15 protein-coding genes are annotated in these 16,138 nt (G+C 73.9%); 5 read left to right on the forward strand and 10 right to left on the reverse strand.

The features are described 5' to 3' along the window. Positions 1–972: protein kinase (locus tag ABT238_RS01700; protein WP_350755242.1), on the reverse strand; the 972-nt coding region annotated here is incomplete at its 3' end. Positions 973–1,058: 86 nt separating this feature from the next. On the opposite strand from ABT238_RS01700, the gene ABT238_RS01705 reads away from it, so the two are divergent. Then, positions 1,059–1,601, forward strand: coding sequence for an SHOCT domain-containing protein (locus ABT238_RS01705; protein ID WP_350755244.1), 543 nt, complete (start codon positions 1,059–1,061; stop codon positions 1,599–1,601). Between the two features lie 42 nt (positions 1,602–1,643). Here ABT238_RS01705 and ABT238_RS01710 read toward each other — a convergent pair whose 3' ends face one another. Next, positions 1,644–3,515: a serine/threonine-protein kinase gene (locus ABT238_RS01710; protein WP_350572126.1), complete on the reverse strand. Its 1,872-nt coding sequence runs from the start codon at positions 3,513–3,515 to the stop codon at positions 1,644–1,646. A 255-nt stretch (positions 3,516–3,770) separates the two neighbouring features. Here ABT238_RS01710 and ABT238_RS01715 point away from each other — a divergent pair, with 255 nt between their 5' ends. Next, positions 3,771–4,385: a hypothetical protein gene (locus ABT238_RS01715; protein ID WP_350572125.1), complete on the forward strand. Its 615-nt coding sequence runs from the start codon at positions 3,771–3,773 to the stop codon at positions 4,383–4,385. 84 nt (positions 4,386–4,469) lie between these two features. On the opposite strand, the gene ABT238_RS01720 is transcribed toward ABT238_RS01715, so the two are convergent. The 4 genes from ABT238_RS01720 to ABT238_RS01735 all read right to left on the reverse strand — a co-directional run bounded on the left by ABT238_RS01720 (position 4,470) and on the right by ABT238_RS01735 (position 9,168). Then, the gene (locus ABT238_RS01720; RefSeq protein WP_350572124.1) at positions 4,470–5,597 is read right to left on the reverse strand and encodes a GuaB3 family IMP dehydrogenase-related protein; all 1,128 of its coding nucleotides are present in this window, start codon (positions 5,595–5,597) and stop codon (positions 4,470–4,472) included. A 181-nt stretch (positions 5,598–5,778) separates the two neighbouring features. Further along, on the reverse strand, positions 5,779–7,284 hold the full coding sequence (guaB, locus tag ABT238_RS01725) for an IMP dehydrogenase (RefSeq protein WP_350572123.1): 1,506 nt from the start codon (positions 7,282–7,284) through the stop codon (positions 5,779–5,781). Positions 7,285–7,570: 286 nt separating this feature from the next. Continuing rightward, positions 7,571–8,239, reverse strand: coding sequence for an RNA polymerase sigma factor ShbA (shbA, locus tag ABT238_RS01730; protein WP_350755247.1), 669 nt, complete (start codon positions 8,237–8,239; stop codon positions 7,571–7,573). Positions 8,240–8,556: 317 nt separating this feature from the next. Continuing rightward, the gene (locus ABT238_RS01735) at positions 8,557–9,168 is read right to left on the reverse strand and encodes a response regulator transcription factor (RefSeq protein ID WP_014136228.1); all 612 of its coding nucleotides are present in this window, start codon (positions 9,166–9,168) and stop codon (positions 8,557–8,559) included. A 572-nt stretch (positions 9,169–9,740) separates the two neighbouring features. On the opposite strand from ABT238_RS01735, the gene ABT238_RS01740 reads away from it, so the two are divergent. Further along, a complete protein-coding gene (locus ABT238_RS01740; RefSeq protein ID WP_350572121.1) occupies positions 9,741–10,067 on the forward strand; it encodes a WhiB family transcriptional regulator in 327 nt (108 codons plus the stop codon). 85 nt (positions 10,068–10,152) lie between these two features. Here ABT238_RS01740 and ABT238_RS01745 read toward each other — a convergent pair whose 3' ends face one another. From ABT238_RS01745 to groES, 3 genes are all read right to left on the reverse strand, one after another. Then, positions 10,153–11,157, reverse strand: coding sequence for a LysR family transcriptional regulator (locus ABT238_RS01745; protein ID WP_350572120.1), 1,005 nt, complete (start codon positions 11,155–11,157; stop codon positions 10,153–10,155). Positions 11,158–11,323: 166 nt separating this feature from the next. Then, the gene (gene groL / locus ABT238_RS01750) at positions 11,324–12,958 is read right to left on the reverse strand and encodes a chaperonin GroEL (RefSeq protein ID WP_350572119.1); all 1,635 of its coding nucleotides are present in this window, start codon (positions 12,956–12,958) and stop codon (positions 11,324–11,326) included. A gap of 116 nt (positions 12,959–13,074) precedes the next feature. Continuing rightward, positions 13,075–13,380, reverse strand: a complete 306-nt coding sequence (gene groES, locus ABT238_RS01755) for a co-chaperone GroES (RefSeq protein WP_014136232.1) — start codon at positions 13,378–13,380, stop codon at positions 13,075–13,077. Positions 13,381–13,777: 397 nt separating this feature from the next. Between groES and ABT238_RS01760 the strand changes: the two genes are divergently transcribed. Both ABT238_RS01760 and ABT238_RS01765 read left to right on the forward strand, forming a co-directional pair. Beyond that, positions 13,778–13,951: a hypothetical protein gene (locus tag ABT238_RS01760; RefSeq protein ID WP_350755249.1), complete on the forward strand. Its 174-nt coding sequence runs from the start codon at positions 13,778–13,780 to the stop codon at positions 13,949–13,951. Positions 13,952–13,966: 15 nt separating this feature from the next. Then, on the forward strand, positions 13,967–15,196 hold the full coding sequence (locus ABT238_RS01765; protein WP_502884414.1) for a class I SAM-dependent methyltransferase: 1,230 nt from the start codon (positions 13,967–13,969) through the stop codon (positions 15,194–15,196). Here ABT238_RS01765 and ABT238_RS01770 read toward each other — a convergent pair. After that, on the reverse strand, positions 15,172–16,086 hold the full coding sequence (locus ABT238_RS01770) for a polysaccharide deacetylase family protein (RefSeq protein WP_350572116.1): 915 nt from the start codon (positions 16,084–16,086) through the stop codon (positions 15,172–15,174). The two genes, ABT238_RS01765 and ABT238_RS01770, sit on opposite strands and share 25 nt — an antisense overlap. Positions 16,087–16,138 lie beyond the last annotated feature (52 nt).

A 16,138-nucleotide genomic window follows, 5' to 3' on the forward strand; every position in this document is an offset into this window, starting at 1 on the left:
CGCGGATTCCGCCGGCGGGGGCTCCTTCGCCGCCGCCCGGGCGCGCCCGCCACCACCGCGCCGCCCGGCGGGCCGGCGCGGCTCCGGCAGGGGCGGCACCGGCCGCTCACCGGCCGCCGGCTCCGGCGCGCCCGCCAGCAGCTCCGCCAGCTCCGGCCGGAGCTCCGCCGCCGTCGGCCGCCGCCCCGGATCGGACTGCACCAGCCGCTCCACCAGCGGCCCCAGCGGCCCGCACGCCTCCGACGGCACCCGCCGGCCCTCGCGCACCGCCGTCACCAGCTCGGGGACCCCGCTCTCCGGGTACGGCGCGCGGCCGGTCGCCATCCGGTGCAGCAGCACCCCGAGCGCCCAGCAGTCACCCGCCGGGCCGCCGTCCAGCGGCCAGCGCTCGGCCACCGACCCGACCAGCTCGGCCCGGACCTCGTAGCGGCGCCTGCCGCCCGGTCCGCCCAGCTCCTCGGCCAGCACCTCCTCGGCCACCCCCGGGAGCAGCCCGCCCAGCAGCGCCGCGCCGTCCTCGCAGACCAGCACCGATTCGGCCGTCACGTTGCCGTGCGCCAGGCCCGCGTCGTGCAGCGCCCGCAGCGCCGCGGCGAGGTCCGCGGCGATCTCGGCCGCCCGGTACGGCGGCAGCGGGCCGTCCGCGAGCACCTCGGCCAGCGACCGCCCGGCCGGCATCTCCTCGACGGTCCAGAGCAGCTCGCCCTCGACGAACGCCCCGGCCCCCTGCAGCAGTCGCGGATGCCGCGGCGCCGCGGCGCCGACCGCCGCCACCCGGCGCACCAGCCGCTCGCCGTGCACCGATCCGGCGCCGTCCACGTCCTGAGCCACGGTCAGCGGCGCGGGCAGCTCCCACGCGCGCAGCCGCACGACGTCGCCGCTCCGCTCGTCGACGGCGAGCGCACTCAGCGCCTCCGGACGATCCGTCAGCCGGTAACGCCCCGCCAGCACCTGCCCCGGGCCCGCTCGCATGCGTGTTCCTCTCCGCTCATCGCCAAGCCTAGGCCCTGGCCGACCGCGGGAGGCACCGCGCGAGCGCCCCGGATTACCCTCGGTCCATGGACTGGACCGATCTGATCGACGCGGCCTTCGACGTGGCCGGCAACAGCAGCAGTGACAACCGGGCCGCGGCCCTGCGCACCGTCCAGGCGAACGTCGCCCCCGACGAGAAGCCGGTCGCCTCCACGGCCGGGCGCCACCCCGACCACTTCCGCAAGGGCGTCCTCGTCCTGACCACCCACCGGCTGCTCTTCCTCAAGGACGGCAAGCCCCCGGTCCCGGTTCCGCTGGAGGCGGTCACCGACGCGACCGTCACCAGGACCAGGATCAACGGCGAGGTGCTGCTGGTGGTCGCGCTGACCGGCTCGCACCGCTTCGAGGACGTGGTCAAGGCGGAGATCTTCGCCGAGCAGCTCCGCGCCACCGCGCGGCTGGCCCGCGAGGCCTCCCGGAAGGCGCTCGCCGCCCCGGCCCCCGCCGGCCCCGCCCCCGCCTCCGGCGCCGACCTGCTGGACCAGCTCGAACGGCTCGCCGCCCTGCGCACCGCCGGCGCCCTCACCGACGACGAGTTCACCCGCGCGAAGCAACGCCTCATCGGCTGACACCCGCCCGAGCCCGGTGGGGAGGGGAGGCGAGCGGACGGATCACGGCGCCGGCTGGAAGGTGTCGAACGCGGTCTGCCGGGCCTGGGCGTTCTGCGGCGCGGCCCAGTCCGCGTCGGGCGTGGTCCAGTAGATCGCGTAGCCGTACTTGGCCGGGGAGCCGGTGACGAAGCCGCGGTTCAGCGAGTGCGTCCGCTGGGTGCCGCTGATCCACTCCCAGTCGGCCGCGTTGGTCCACTCGCGGTAGGCGACGGACTGCAGCTGCACCCGCTGGTAGTTGGTCACCTGGCCGCGCAGGCCGGGCTCGGAGGCCTGCCAGTCGGCGAGCGCGCTCTCCCCCGGCGTGGTCGTCCACTCGATCCGCAGGGTGCTGCCGTTGCCCTTGAAGGTGCGGCGGATCGACTCCGAGCTCGCCAGCTGCAGCCAGTCGGGCAGCACGATCGAGAAGCCGGCCGGGTCCTTGTACTCGTGGTACCCGGCCGGCACGACCGCCCCGGTCGGCGTCGGAGTCGGCGTCGGGGTGGGCGTGGGAGTCGGGGTAGGCGTGGGAGTCGGCGTGGGAGCGGGCTCGGGCGCCGCCGCGCTCTGCTCCGGAGCGGAGCTCTCCGGGGCCGACGCCGACGCCGGTGCCCCGTCACCCGGCGTGCTGTCCGTGGTCGCCGCCACCGGAGCGGTGCCGTGCGCGCCCTGCGCCGAGCCGTCGTCGGAACCGCCGAGCGCCTGGACCAGCGCGACCACGCCCGCGATCAGCAGCAGCACCACCACGACCGTCGCCACGGCCAGCCGCCGCCGGCCGGTCCGCGGGTCCGCCCCGGCGGCCTGGGTCGCGCCCAGCGTCCACTCGCTGGTCACCGGCCGCACCTCGGCCTCCGGCCCCGACGGCCCCGACGGAGCCTCCGGCTTCGCGGGACCCGCCGGCTCCGTGGGCGCCACCGGCGCGGCCGGCGACTCCCCGCTCCCGGCGTCCCCGGCCCGGCTGCCCACCCGGACCGTCCCGAGCAGCCCGCCGATCGTCGGCTTCGGCTTCGCCCTGCCCTCCGCGACCGGCACCTCCTGCTCGGTCGTCGACTCGGCCCGCGCGGTCGCCTCCGCGACCACCCGCTTCAGCATGGACCGGGTCTGCGAGGCGGTCAGCCGCTTCGCCGGGTCCTTGGCCAGCAGCCCCTCGATCACCGGCAGCAGCGGCCCGGCGTTCACCGGGGTGGTCAGCTCCTCCGTCATCACCGCCGTCAGGGTGGCCAGCGCCGAGCCCCGGTCGTACGGCGGACGGCCCTCGACCATCGCGTACAGCGTGCCGCCCAGCGACCACAGGTCGGCCGGCGGTCCGGGCTTCTGCCCCTGGGCCCGCTCCGGGGAGATGTAGGAGGGCGCGCCGACCAGCATGCCGGTGGAGGTCACCGAGGTGTCGCCCTCCACGCTGGCGATGCCGAAGTCGGTGAGCACCACCCGGCCGTCCTCGCCGATCAGCACGTTGGACGGCTTGACGTCCCGGTGCAGGATGCCGAGCGCGTGCGCGGCGCTCAGCACGCCGAGCACGTCCAGCGCGATCTCCGCCGCCCGGGCCGGCGCCAGCGGCCCGTCCTCACGGACCACGTCCGCCAGCGAGCGGGACTCGACCAGCTCCATGACGATCCACGGCCGGTCGTCCTCCTCGACCACGTCGAAGACGGTGACCGCCGAGTTGTGCCGGATCCGCGCCGTCGCCTTGGCCTCGCGCAGGGTCCGGACGATCAGCCGGTGCTTCTCGTCCTCCTCCACGCTGGCGTTCATCCGCAGTTCCTTGACCGCGACCGTCCGGCCCAGCATCTCGTCCTCGGCGCGCCAGACGGTGCCCATGCCACCGCGCCCGAGCACCGCGTTCAGCCGGTAGCGTCCGGCCAGGAGGCGGCCGGTGGAACCCTGCGCCTGGGTCATTTCGGAACGTTCCCCCATGTGCTGCTGGCGGTCGTGGTGACGGCGCGTCGGACCGGCGTCGGGCCCGAACGCCCAAGCCTCCATCATCCCCTGTCCCGCGGGCCCCCGACCACCCGGCCCCCGGCCACCCTGGCCCGCGCCCCGGCCGGGCCCGGCGCTCCGTGCCCGATCTGTGATCGAAAACTCTGTCGGGCCTGCTCCGGGCCCTGCTACCGTTCGGCAGCTCACCGTCTTTCCGGGGGGAATACGACGTCCATGACCGCATCCGCACCGGGCGCTGACGGCCGGTCGGGCCGACCGCCCACGGCCCCGCACTTCTCGGTCGCGCCGGAACCGGAGACCCCCGAGGGGTACGTGGCCCCCGGTATGCCCGGCGCCCCGGTGGCCGGTTACCGCCCCGCCGACCCGGCCCCCGGCTCCGCTCCCGCCGACGCGGCCGAGGGCGGGGAGATCGCCCGGGGCCGCCGGCGCCACCGGAACCGGACGGGACCGGCCGTGGCGCTGGCCGTGCTCGCGATGCTGGCCGGCGCCGGGGCGCTCGGCTGCGCGCCGGCCCGCGCGGAGGCCACCGTCGGCTGGCTGGCCATCGCCCCGGCGGCCGCGGTCGCCTGGCCGCTGGGCCGGCTCGGTGGCCGGAGCCGGCTGCTGCCGCCGCTGGGCGCCCTGCTGGCCTCGGGCGCGCTGTTCCTCGGCCAGCTGCTCGGCCAGGCCCGCCGGCTGCACGCGCTGGCCGGCACCGGGTACGGCGGGCTGCTGCAGGACGCCCTCCCGCTCTGGCGCGACGGCCGCCGCCCGCTGGACCTGGTCTTCTACGGCATCGCCGTGATCGGCGGCTTCCTGCTGACCCGCCGCGCCGCCACCCGCCAGTAGCCGGCACCGGCAGCCGGCCGCCGCCCCGCACGCGCACGGGCCCCCGCCGCGCGACGCGACGGGGGCCCGGTGGAGCGGTACGGCTCAGCGGTGGTTGAGCGCCGGGTTGACGGTCACCTCGACCCGCTGGAACTCCTTGAGCTCGGTGTAGCCGGTGGTCGCCATCGCGCGGCGCAGCGCACCGAACAGGTTCATGGTGCCGTCCGGGGTGTGCGACGGACCGGTGAGGATCTCCTCGGTGGTGCCGACGGTGCCGAGGTCGACCCGCTTGCCGCGCGGCAGCTCCTCGTGGACGGCCTCCATGCCCCAGTGGTAGCCCTTGCCGGGCGCGTCGGTGGCCCGGGCCAGCGCGGCACCGATCATCACCGCGTCGGCGCCGCAGGCGACCGCCTTCGGGATGTCGCCGCTGTAGCCGACGCCGCCGTCCGCGATGACGTGCACGTAGCGGCCGCCGGACTCGTCCATGTAGTCGCGGCGGGCGGCGGCCACGTCGGCGACGGCGGTGGCCATCGGCACCTGGATGCCGAGCACGTTGCGGGTGGTGTGCGCGGCGCCGCCGCCGAAGCCGACCAGCACGCCGGCCGCGCCGGTGCGCATCAGGTGCAGCGCGGCGGTGTAGGTGGCGCAGCCGCCGACGATGACCGGGACGTCCAGCTCGTAGATGAACTGCTTCAGGTTGAGCGGCTCGGCCGCGCCGGAGACGTGCTCGGCGGAGACGGTGGTGCCGCGGATGACGAAGACGTCGACGCCGGCGTCCACCACGGCCTTGGAGAACTCGGCGGTGCGCTGCGGGGAGAGCGCGGCGGCGGTGACCACGCCGGAGTCGCGGACCTCCTGGATCCGCTGCTTGATCAGCTCGGCCTTGATCGGCTCGGCGTAGATCTCCTGCAGGCGGCGGGTGGCGACGGACTCGTCGGCGATCGCGGCGATCTCGTCGAGCAGCGGCTGCGGGTCCTCGTAGCGGGTCCAGAGGCCTTCCAGGTTCAGCACGCCCAGGCCGCCGAGGCGGCCGATGGTGATGGCCTGCTGCGGGGAGACCACGCTGTCCATCGGAGCGGCCAGGAACGGCAGCTCGAACCGGTAGGCGTCGATCTGCCAGGCGATCGAGACCTCCTTCGGGTCACGCGTACGGCGGCTGGGGACGACGGCGATGTCGTCGAAGGAATACGCCCGACGGCCGCGCTTGCCTCGCCCGATCTCGATCTCAGTCACTTCGAGCCCTTCTGGTGGTATTGCTCATGCCCGCCGGGTCACCCCGGCCGCCCCCCAGTATCCCGCACCCTCCCGCCGCCGCACGGCGCCGCCCGCCGCCCGGGCCGCCGACGGGTGCCGCCCGGACAGCCCGCAGGGCCCGCCACCCCTCGGTGGCGGGCCCTGCGGCGGGGTACCCGATTCAGCGGCGGGCGCTGTAGTTCGGCGCCTCGACGGTCATCTGGATGTCGTGCGGGTGGCTCTCCTTGAGGCCCGCCGAGGTGATCCGGACGAACCGGCCCTTGCTCTCCATCTCGGCGACGGTGGCCGCGCCGACGTAGCCCATGGTCTGGCGCAGGCCGCCGACCAGCTGGTGCAGCACCGCGGACAGCGGGCCGCGGTAGGGCACCTGGCCCTCGATGCCCTCGGGGACGAGCTTGTCGTCCGAGGCGACCTCGGCCTGGAAGTAGCGGTCCTTGGAGTAGGAGCGGCCCTGGCCGCGGGACTGCATCGCGCCCAGCGAGCCCATGCCGCGGTAGGACTTGAACTGCTTGCCGTTGATGAACAGCAGCTCGCCCGGGGACTCCTCGCAGCCGGCCAGCAGCGAGCCCAGCATCACGGTGTCGGCACCGGCGGCGAGCGCCTTGCCGATGTCGCCCGAGTACTGCAGGCCACCGTCGCCGATGACCGGCACGCCGGCGGCCTGGCAGGCGACGGCCGCCTCGTAGATCGCGGTGACCTGCGGGACGCCGATGCCGGCCACCACGCGGGTGGTGCAGATGGAGCCCGGGCCGACGCCGACCTTGACGCCGTCCACGCCGGCGTCGATCAGCGCCTGGGCGCCGTCCCGGGTGGCGACGTTGCCACCGACCACGTCGACCCCGACGGCCGACTTGATCTTCGCGATCCAGGCCAGCGCGTTGTGGCTGTGGCCGTGCGAGGTGTCGACGACCAGGAAGTCCACGCCCGCCTCGACCAGGGCCTGGGCGCGGTCGAAGGCCTCGGCGCTGGCGCCGACGGCGGCGCCGACCAGCAGCCGGCCCTCGGCGTCCTTGGCGGCGTTCGGGTACTGCTCGGCCTTGACGAAGTCCTTGACCGTGATGAGGCCCTTGATCCGGCCCTCGTCGTCGACCAGCGGCAGCTTCTCGATCTTGTGGCGGCGCAGCAGCGCCATGGCGTCGACGCCGGAGATGCCGACCTTGCCGGTGATCAGCGGCATCGGGGTCATGATCTCGCGGACCTGCCGGGTGCGGTCCGTCTCGAAGGCCATGTCGCGGTTGGTGACGATGCCGAGCAGCTTGCCGCTCCCGTCGGCGATCGGCACACCGGAGATCCGGAACTTGGCACAGAGCGCGTCGGCCTCGGCGAGCGTGGTGTCCGGGCCGACCGTGATCGGGTCGGTGACCATGCCGGACTCGGAGCGCTTCACCAGGTCGACCTGGTTGGCCTGGTCCTCGACCGAGAGGTTGCGGTGCAGGACGCCGACGCCGCCCTGGCGGGCCATCGCGATCGCCATCCGCGACTCGGTGACCTTGTCCATCGCCGCGGAGAGCAGCGGGATGTTGACGCGCACGTTGCGGGAGACCCGCGAGGAGGTGTCGACCTCGTTCGGCAGCACCTCGGACGCCCCCGGCAGCAGCAGGACGTCGTCGTACGTGAGTCCGAGCATCGCGAACTTCTCGGGTACGCCTGCGGCGTTGTAAGACATTTCGGGGGTACCTTCCGTGGCCGGCTCGATCAGCTCGCGCCCTGAGGGTGGGGGCGCTGTCATCAGCTCACTCGCTCGGACCGCCGAAAGCCCGGTGGCCACTGGAGGATCCTCCAGGGGAACCCCGCGCGCACCGTCGAAACTTTGGCGACCCGCCCAGGCGCCGATACCCCATGGTACTGGCACCGCGAATGCGCTCTCGTGTGCCCTTGACAACAAAGACCGGCCATGGGCCATTCCGGCCGGCCGGAAGGCCCGCGAACCCCGGCGAACGAACCCCGACGAACTAGGACGACTCCTCGGCGAGCGCCCGCAGCCGGCTCAGCGCACGGTGCTGGGCGACCCGGACGGCCCCCGGCGACATCCCGAGCACCTCACCGGTCTCCTCCGCCGAGAGCCCGGCGGCCACCCGCAGCAGCACCAGCTCGCGCTGGCGGGCCGGCAGGTTGGAGAGCAGCTCCTTCGCCCAGGCCGCGTCGCTGCTGAGCAGCGCCCGCTCCTCCGGGCCGAGCGCGTCGTCCGGCACCTCCGGCAGGTCGTCCTGCGGGATCACCGTCGAGCCGGGCCCGCGCATCGCGGCCCGCTGCAGATCGGCGATCTTGTGCGCGGCGATCCCGTAGACGAAGGCCTCGAAGGGGCGCCCCTGGTCCCGGTAGCGGGGCAGCGCGCAGAGCACCGCCACGCAGACCTCCTGGGCGATGTCGTCCACGTGGTGCCGGGCGCCGCCGGGCAGCCGGACCAGCCGGCCGCGGCAGTAGCGCAGCGCCAGCGGATGGACGTGGGCGAGCAGCGCGTCGATCGCCGGGCCCTCGCCGCGGACGGCGGCCGCGACCAGTTCGGCGAGCGCGCCGGGCCCGTCGGCCGGTTCCGCGTACCCCGGGCCGGACCCGGGCGCGGAGGGCTCGGCCTCCACCGGGTCCGCCTCGCCGGGAGCCCCGGTCACGTCGTCACGCATCGGTCCATGGTGCCTGGTCGCGCGGGAAAACGCGGCACCGCGTCCGGAGTTGTGCACCGGAACGTTATGCGGTGCCGCACCGGTCCGCACCACCGGCCCCTCCTGCACCGTCCCGCCTCCCGCCCCACCGCCCCGGGTGGTCCCGTCCGCGGCGCCGTCCGCCGAGTCTCCTGCGGCTGCGTGGTTCGCCGCAGTTCCTGTCCGCTGGTCCCCGAGGTGCTCCACTCCTCCATGGTGCAACCTCGGGACCGTAACGTCACACGCCCCCGCGCGGGCAATCGCGCGGAGCGTGCCGGAACCGGCGGTGCCGGCGGCGGTCAGCGGACCAGGCCCCAGCGGAAGCCCAGCGCCACCGCGTGCGCGCGGTCCGAGGCGCCGAGCTTCTTGAACAGCCGTCGGGCGTGGGTCTTGACGGTGTCCTCGGAGAGGAACAGCTCGCGGCCGATCTCGGCGTTGCTGCGGCCGTGGCTCATGCCTTCGAGCACCTGGATCTCACGCGCCGTCAACGTCGGCGCGGCGCCCATGTCGGGGCTGCGCAGCCGGCGGGGGGCGAGCCGCCAGGTCGGGTCGGCGAGCGCCTGGGTGACGGTGGCCCGCAGTTCGGCGCGCGAGGCGTCCTTGTGCAGGTACCCGCGGGCCCCCGCGGCGACCGCGAGGGCGACGCCGTCGAGATCCTCGGCGACGGTGAGCATGATGATCCGGGCGCCCGGGTCGGCGGACAGCAGCCGCCGGACCGTCTCCACCCCGCCGAGGCCGGGCATCCGGACGTCCATCAGGACGAGATCGGAGCGGTCGGCCACCCAGCGGCGGAGGACCTCCTCCCCGTTCGTCGCGGTGGTGACCCGATCGACACCGGGTACGGTCGCGACCGCGCGGCGAAGCGCCTCGCGGGCGAGCGGGGAATCGTCGCAAACGAGAACGGAAGTCATGACCGTCGTCCTCCGCAGCTGATCCGCGTCACGTTGAGCCTCCTGGCTGGTACGAACCTCTCCGACACGGCCGATCGGCGACAGACTCCGTGCTGATCGCCTGAGATTCCCCGCGATCGTTCCCGACGTCCGGCGTCCGCTAACCGCCTCCGCACATCCAACGACCGTCACTCGAATGAGTTACGGCCTTCGGGGCCATCTCCACCACTGTACGTGGCCGACCCGTTACCGATCAGCCGCATCGCGGTGCACACGCCGCACTTTTGCGCAGCTCGCGCGCGGTCGGCGTACAACCCGCACACCCACGGGGGCCCGCGCGCGCCCGTCGGCCACCCGATTGCCCCATCCGCGCCCGGCGCCCGCCTGCCCAACCGCCATGCGCACTATGCCCGTTTTTAGAGCTTTTGTATGGTCATTGACTGTTGTGCCACTCTGTGGGTGACTTGTCCATGGAGTTGCCGTAAGTCATATTTCCAGGTGTCCACACCGCGCCGGACGCCCCGCCGTGCCGCCGCCGACGCACCCCGCCGGCGACCGGCCCCGCGGTCGACGACCTCTGAAGGGAATGAGCCATGGCAGATTTCTCCCGACTCCCCGGCCCCAACGCGGACCTCTGGGACTGGCAGCTCTCCGCGGCCTGCCGCGGCGTGGACAGCTCGCTCTTCTTCCACCCCGAGGGCGAGCGCGGCGCGGCCCGCAGCTCGCGCGAGGCGAGTGCCAAGGAGGTCTGCATGCGCTGCCCGGTGCGCACCGAGTGCGCCGCGCACGCGCTGGCGGTCCGCGAGCCGTACGGCGTCTGGGGAGGCCTGACCGAGGACGAGCGCGAGGAGATGATGGGCCGTTCGCGCAACCGCCTGGTGGAGGTGCCGCTCGCCGCGCCGGGCGCGGTCCAGCAGTAGGCCACCGGTTCCGCCTCGCCGGGAAGAAACGTTTCTTCTCGGGGTGCGGCGCACCCGGCTGCCCCGGTCCCGCCGCTCCGGCGGGTCAGTGCCCGGCCGCCGCCCCCGCCAGCCGCTCCAGCATCAGCGCCACCGCCGGCACCTCGGCGAGGTCCGGCAGGGTCAGCGCGACCACCTGCCGCACCGCCGGCGCTCCCGAGGCGGCGTGCACCGCCACCGGCGCCACCCCGTCGGGGCGCACCGACTCCAGCGCCAGCCCCGGCAGCACCGCCACGCCGAGCCCGGCGGCCACCAGTCCGACCACCGCCGGGTAGTCGTCGGTCGCGAAGTCGATCCGCGGCTCGAAGCCGGCGCCCGCGCACAGCTCCACCAGGTGGCCCCGGCACTGCGGGCAGCCGGCGATCCACTGCTCCCCCGCCAGCTCGCCCAGCTCCACCGGCCCGCCGCGCCCGGCCAGCCGGTGCCCGGCGGGCAGCAGTCCGACCAGCGGGTCGTCCAGCAGCGGGGTGACCACCAGGTCGGACCAGTCGGCCCCCGCGCTCAGCTGCTGGGCCTCCAGATTGGCCTCCGCGCGCGCCTCCCGGGGCGTGCCGTGCGCGGGCGCGGGCGCCGGCGCGAGGGTGGAACCGGGGGCCTGCGGATAGCGGAAGGCGAGCGCGACCTCGCACTCGCCGCCGCGCAGCATCGCCAGCGACTCCGGCGGCTCCGCCTCGACCAGCGACACGCGCACGCCCGGATGGCTGTCCCGCAGCCGGGCGACGGCCGGCGGCACCAGGGTCGAGCTGGCGGTCGGGAAGGACACCAGCCGCACCCGCCCGGCCCGCAGTCCGGCGATCGCCGCGACCTCCTCCTCGGCGGCGGAGAGCCCGGCGAGGATCCCGGTGGCATGCTTGAGCAGCACCCGCCCGGCCTCGCTCAGCTGCATCCCGCGGCCCGAACGGACCACCAGCGGGGTGTCCACGGACTTCTCCAGGGCCTTCATCTGCTGACTGATGGCGGGCTGGGTACAGCCCAGCTCGCGGGCGGCGGCGGAGAAGGAGCCGGTGCGGGCGACGGCACGCAGGACGCGCAGATGGCGGGCCTCGATCATGCCCCCAAGATATAAGGGATTCTTTGCATTACGCAAAATTCAACTGATAGTTGAAGGCTGGAACGGCCCGGAACGGCCGCAGGCCCGGCCCGCCACCCCTCGCGGGGTGCGGACCGGGCCTGCGGTCGGTGACTGCGCGCGGTGGCCGCGCTCAGCGGTTGTGGCCTCAGTGCGAGTGGCCGTGACCGCCGTGCGAGTGGCCGTGACCGTTGTCGGCCTCCTCCTCCTTCTTCTCCACCACGAGGGTCTCGGTGGTGAGCAGCAGGGAGGCGATCGAGGCGGCGTTCTCCAGGGCGGAGCGGGTGACCTTGACCGGGTCGATGACACCGGCCTTGACCAGGTCGCCGTACTCGCCGGTGGCGGCGTTGTAGCCCTGGCCCTGCTCCAGCTCGGAGACCTTGGAGGTGATGACGTAGCCCTCCAGGCCGGCGTTCTGGGCGATCCAGCGCAGCGGCTCGTGCAGCGCCTTGCGGACGACCGCGACACCGGTGGCCTCGTCGCCGGACAGGCCCAGGCCGTCGTTCAGCACCTTGGCGGCGTGGACCAGGGAGGCGCCGCCGCCGGCGACGATGCCCTCCTCGACCGCGGCGCGGGTCGCCGAGATGGCGTCCTCCAGGCGGTGCTTGCGCTCCTTGAGCTCCACCTCGGTGGCGGCACCGACGCGGATCACGCAGACGCCACCGGCCAGCTTGGCCAGGCGCTCCTGCAGCTTCTCGCGGTCCCAGTCCGAGTCGGTGTTGGCGATCTCGCCCTTGATCTGGGCGACGCGGCCGGCCACGGCCTCGGACTCGCCGGCACCGTCGACGACGATCGTGTCGTCCTTGGTGACGGTCACGCGGCGGGCCGAGCCCAGCACGTCCAGACCGGCCTGGTCGAGCTTGAGGCCGACCTCCTCGGAGATCACGGTGCCGCCGGTCAGGACGGCCAGGTCACCGAGGATCGCCTTGCGGCGGTCGCCGAAGCCCGGGGCCTTGACGGCCACCGCGTTGAAGGTGCCGCGGATCTTGTTCACCACGAGGGTGGACAGCGCCTCGCCGTCGACGTCCTCGGCGATGATCAGCAGCGGGCGGGAGGTGCCGCCCTGCAGGATCTTCTCCAGCAGCGGCAGGAGCTCCTGGATGGAGGAGATCTTGCCCTGGTTGATCAGGATGTACGGGTCCTCCAGGACCGCCTCCTGCCGCTCCGCGTCGGTGACGAAGTACGGCGACAGGTAGCCCTTGTCGAACTGCATGCCCTCGGTGAAGTCCAGCTCCACGCCGAAGGTGTTCGACTCCTCGACGGTGATGACACCGTCCTTGCCGACCTTGTCGATCGCCTCGGCGATCAGCTCGCCGACCTGGGCGTCCTGGGCGGACAGGGTGGCGACGGCGGCGACGTCGTCCTTGCCCTCGATCTCACGGGCGACCGACAGCAGGTGCTCGGAGACGGCGGCGACGGCCTTGTCGATGCCCTTCTTCAGGGCGGCCGGGCCGGCGCCGGCGGCGACGTTGCGCAGACCCTCGTTGACCAGGGCCTGGGCCAGCACGGTGGCGGTGGTGGTGCCGTCGCCCGCGACGTCGTTGGTCTTGGTGGCGACCTCCTTGACGAGCTGCGCGCCAAGGTTCTCGTACGGGTCGTCGAGCTCGACCTCACGGGCGATGGTGACGCCGTCGTTGGTGATGGTCGGGGCGCCGAACTTCTTGTCGATGACGACGTTGCGGCCCTTGGGGCCGATGGTCACCTTGACGGTGTCGGCCAGCTTGTTGACACCGCGCTCCAGCGAGCGGCGGGCGTCCTCGTCGAACTGCAGGATCTTCGCCATGTTCCCTATTCCCTCGGGGGTGCGGCCGTCGCGGCGGCCGCTCGACTACGTGAACCAACGACCACGCCCCGGTCCCCGGTCACTAGGGACGCGGATCCGGGGCGTGGCGGGACGCCTTACTTCTCGATGATGGCGAGAACGTCGCGGGCGGAGAGCACCAGGTACTCCTCGCCCTGGTACTTCACCTCGGTGCCGCCGTACTTCGAGTACAGGACGATGTCACCCACGGCGACGTCGAGCGGCAGACGCTGGCCGTCCTCGAAGCGGCCCGGGCCGACGGCCAGGACGACGCCCTCCTGGGGCTTCTCCTTGGCGGTGTCCGGGATAACCAGGCCGGAGGCCGTGGTGGTCTCGGCGTCGAGCGGCTGGACCACGATGCGGTCCTCGAGCGGCTTGATGGCAACCTTGCTGCTGGTGGTCACGTCCGAGCTCCCCTTCGGAGATTACGGGGTTTTCTAACGGGTAGGGGCGAACTCGCGCGTCTGCCGTCGCGGGGGTCAGACACACACTGTCGCGTTAGCACTCGCCCGGTGGGGAGTGCTAGTGATGACCATAGGCCGCGGTTAGCACTCAGTCAACCAGAGTGCCAACGCCACGCGGGTCGGCCCGGGTCGCCGGCCCCTTGGGAGGGATGAGTCGCCGTACTCATGTGCGAGGGCGGCTCCGGATCGCACACTCGGGCCATGGCCGAGACCACCGCGCACACCCGCCCCCCTGCTCCACCGCGACCTGCTGGTCGCCCTCGTCACCCTCCCGCTGGTCGGCGGCGTCACCGCCCTGATCGGCGTCTGCGTCCTGGCCGTCCTGATGGGGCTGGCCATGAGCGACGCCGGTGGGCCGGTCGCGCTGCTCCTCCCGGCGGGCGTCGTGCTCGCCCTCGCGCCGGCCGGCCTGGTCACCTGGCGCACCGCGCGAGCCGGCTGGCGGGTGGTCCCCGCCGCCGCGCTGCTCGCCCCGCTGACCGCGCCCTGGTGGCTGCAGCAGTTGCTCTGACCGTCCGGGCCGTCCGTGACCGGCGAGAATGGCCCCGTGGAGAACGACGACCTGCGGCCCCTGCTGACCGACCGGGGCCAGGCCCTGCTCGCCGAACTGCGCGACTTCGCGCCCGGGGAGGAGCTGGCGCTGGCCACCCGGCTGCGCAAGGAGCACCCCGCCGAGCTGGTGTCGGCCGCCTTCGGGCAGGCCCGGCTGCGGCAGCGGGCCCGGGCCAAGTTCGGCGCCGACGCCGACCTCATGTACTTCACGCCCAACGGCGTCGAGCAGTCCACCCGGCGCGAGGTCGCCGAGTGGCGGGCGCGGCGCTTCGCGGACCTCGGGGTGAAGCGGCTGGCCGACCTCTGCTGCGGGATCGGCGGCGACGTGCTGGCGCTGGCCCGGGCCGGTGTCGAGGTGCTCGCCGTCGACAAGGACCCGGCCGCCTGCGCCGCCACCGCCGCCAACGCGGCCGCCCTGGGCCTGGCCGACCGGGTCGAGGTGCGCTGCGCGGACGTCGCCGACGTCGACGTCACCGGCTTCGACGCGGTCTTCACCGACCCCGCCCGGCGCACCTCGCGCGGCCGGGTCTTCGACCCCGAGGCGTACGCGCCGCCGCTGTCCTGGGCGATCGAGGCCGGACGGCGCACCCCGGTCGGCGCGCTCAAGGTGGCCCCCGGCATCCCGCACGAGGCGGTGCCGGCCGACGCGGAGGCCGAGTGGGTCTCCGACCACGGCGACGTCAAGGAGGCGGTGCTCTGGTTCGGCACCCGGGCCGGGCACCCGCACCGCGCCACCCTGCTGCCGCAGCGGGCCAGCCTCACCGGCGGCGACCTGCCCGACCCGCCGGCCGGCCCGGTCGGCCGCTACCTCTACGAGCCGGACGGCGCGGTGATCCGCGCCCACCTGGTCGCCGAGGTGGCGCAGCGGGTGAACGGGCGGCTGATCGATCCGAAGATCGCCTACGTGACCTCGGACGAGTTGGTCGACACCCCGTACGCGCACGGCTTCGAGCTGACCGACGTCCTGCCGTTCCACATCAAGAGGCTCAAGGCGCTGCTGCGCGAGCGGGGCGTCGGCACCGTGGTGATCAAGAAGCGCGGGATGGCGATCACCCCGGAGGAGCTGCGCCGCCAGCTGAAGCCCAGCGGCCCGAACACCGTGACGGTGATCCTCAGCCGCACCGACCACGGCCCGCTGATGATGCTCGGCCGGCCGGTGACCGGCCCGGCCGCGGCCGTTCAGGCGGCCGGCGCCGCGATGTAGTCCTCCAGCCGGGCCACCGCGAAGCCCTGCTCCTGGATCCGGGCCAGCAGTTCCCCGAACATCTCCGTCATCGTCTCGCCCTTGAGGTCCTTGGGGCCCCGGAAGTGGGCGAGCACGATGTCCCCGGGGCGCAGCTTCTTGTCCGCCGCCTGGTACTGCATGTCGTGGATCTGCATCGACTCGCGCCACAGCACGATCGCCCGCGGCCCGCACTGCTGCACCGAGGAGTTCAGCGCCGGGGTGTGGGCGCCGTCGCCGTAGGGCGGGCGGAACAGCAGCGGCGGGGTGCCGTACTGCTGGGTGAGCGCGGCCTGGGCGTCGCAGACCTCGGACCGCTGCTTCTCCGGCGTCACCTTGCTCAGCTGGGCGTGGTCCGTGGTGTGGTTGTGGACGTGGTTGCCGAGCGCCTGGAGCCGCTTGAAGTAGCCGTAGTCGTCCTTGACGATGTCGCGGGTCAGGAACATCGAGACCGGCACCTTGAGGTCGGTCAGCATCTCGACGAACTTCGGGTCCTTCTCGGCGCCGTCGTCGATGGTGACGAAGACGACCTTGTCGGTGGTCTTCACCTCGCTGAACACCGGGACCGGGCCGGTCTTCTGGAGCTTCACCGGCTTGTCGGCGGGCGCCGGGGGCGCGGGCGGCAGCGGCGTGAGGTGCCACTTCGCCCAGGCGGCGGCGTCCCCCGCGGCCGGGGCGGGCGCCGCGCTCGGCGGCGGGGTGGCCGCGCCCTGCTGCGGCGCGGCGGACCCGGCGGGGGCGCTGCTCGGCGCCACCAGGGCGGCGGAGGCGGCGCCGCTGTCGCCGCCGCCCGCGCAGCCGGTGGCGGCGGCCAGCAGGACCGCCGCCCCCGCCGCGTACGCCGTCGTCCTGCTCCACCCGTGCCTGTTCACCGCGCCGTGCTCCCCGTTCCCGTTCAGCGATCTCGCTCGCTAGCACGGTAAC

It is taken from the genome of Kitasatospora sp. NPDC001527 (assembly GCF_040298605.1).
Classification (GTDB): domain Bacteria; phylum Actinomycetota; class Actinomycetes; order Streptomycetales; family Streptomycetaceae; genus Kitasatospora.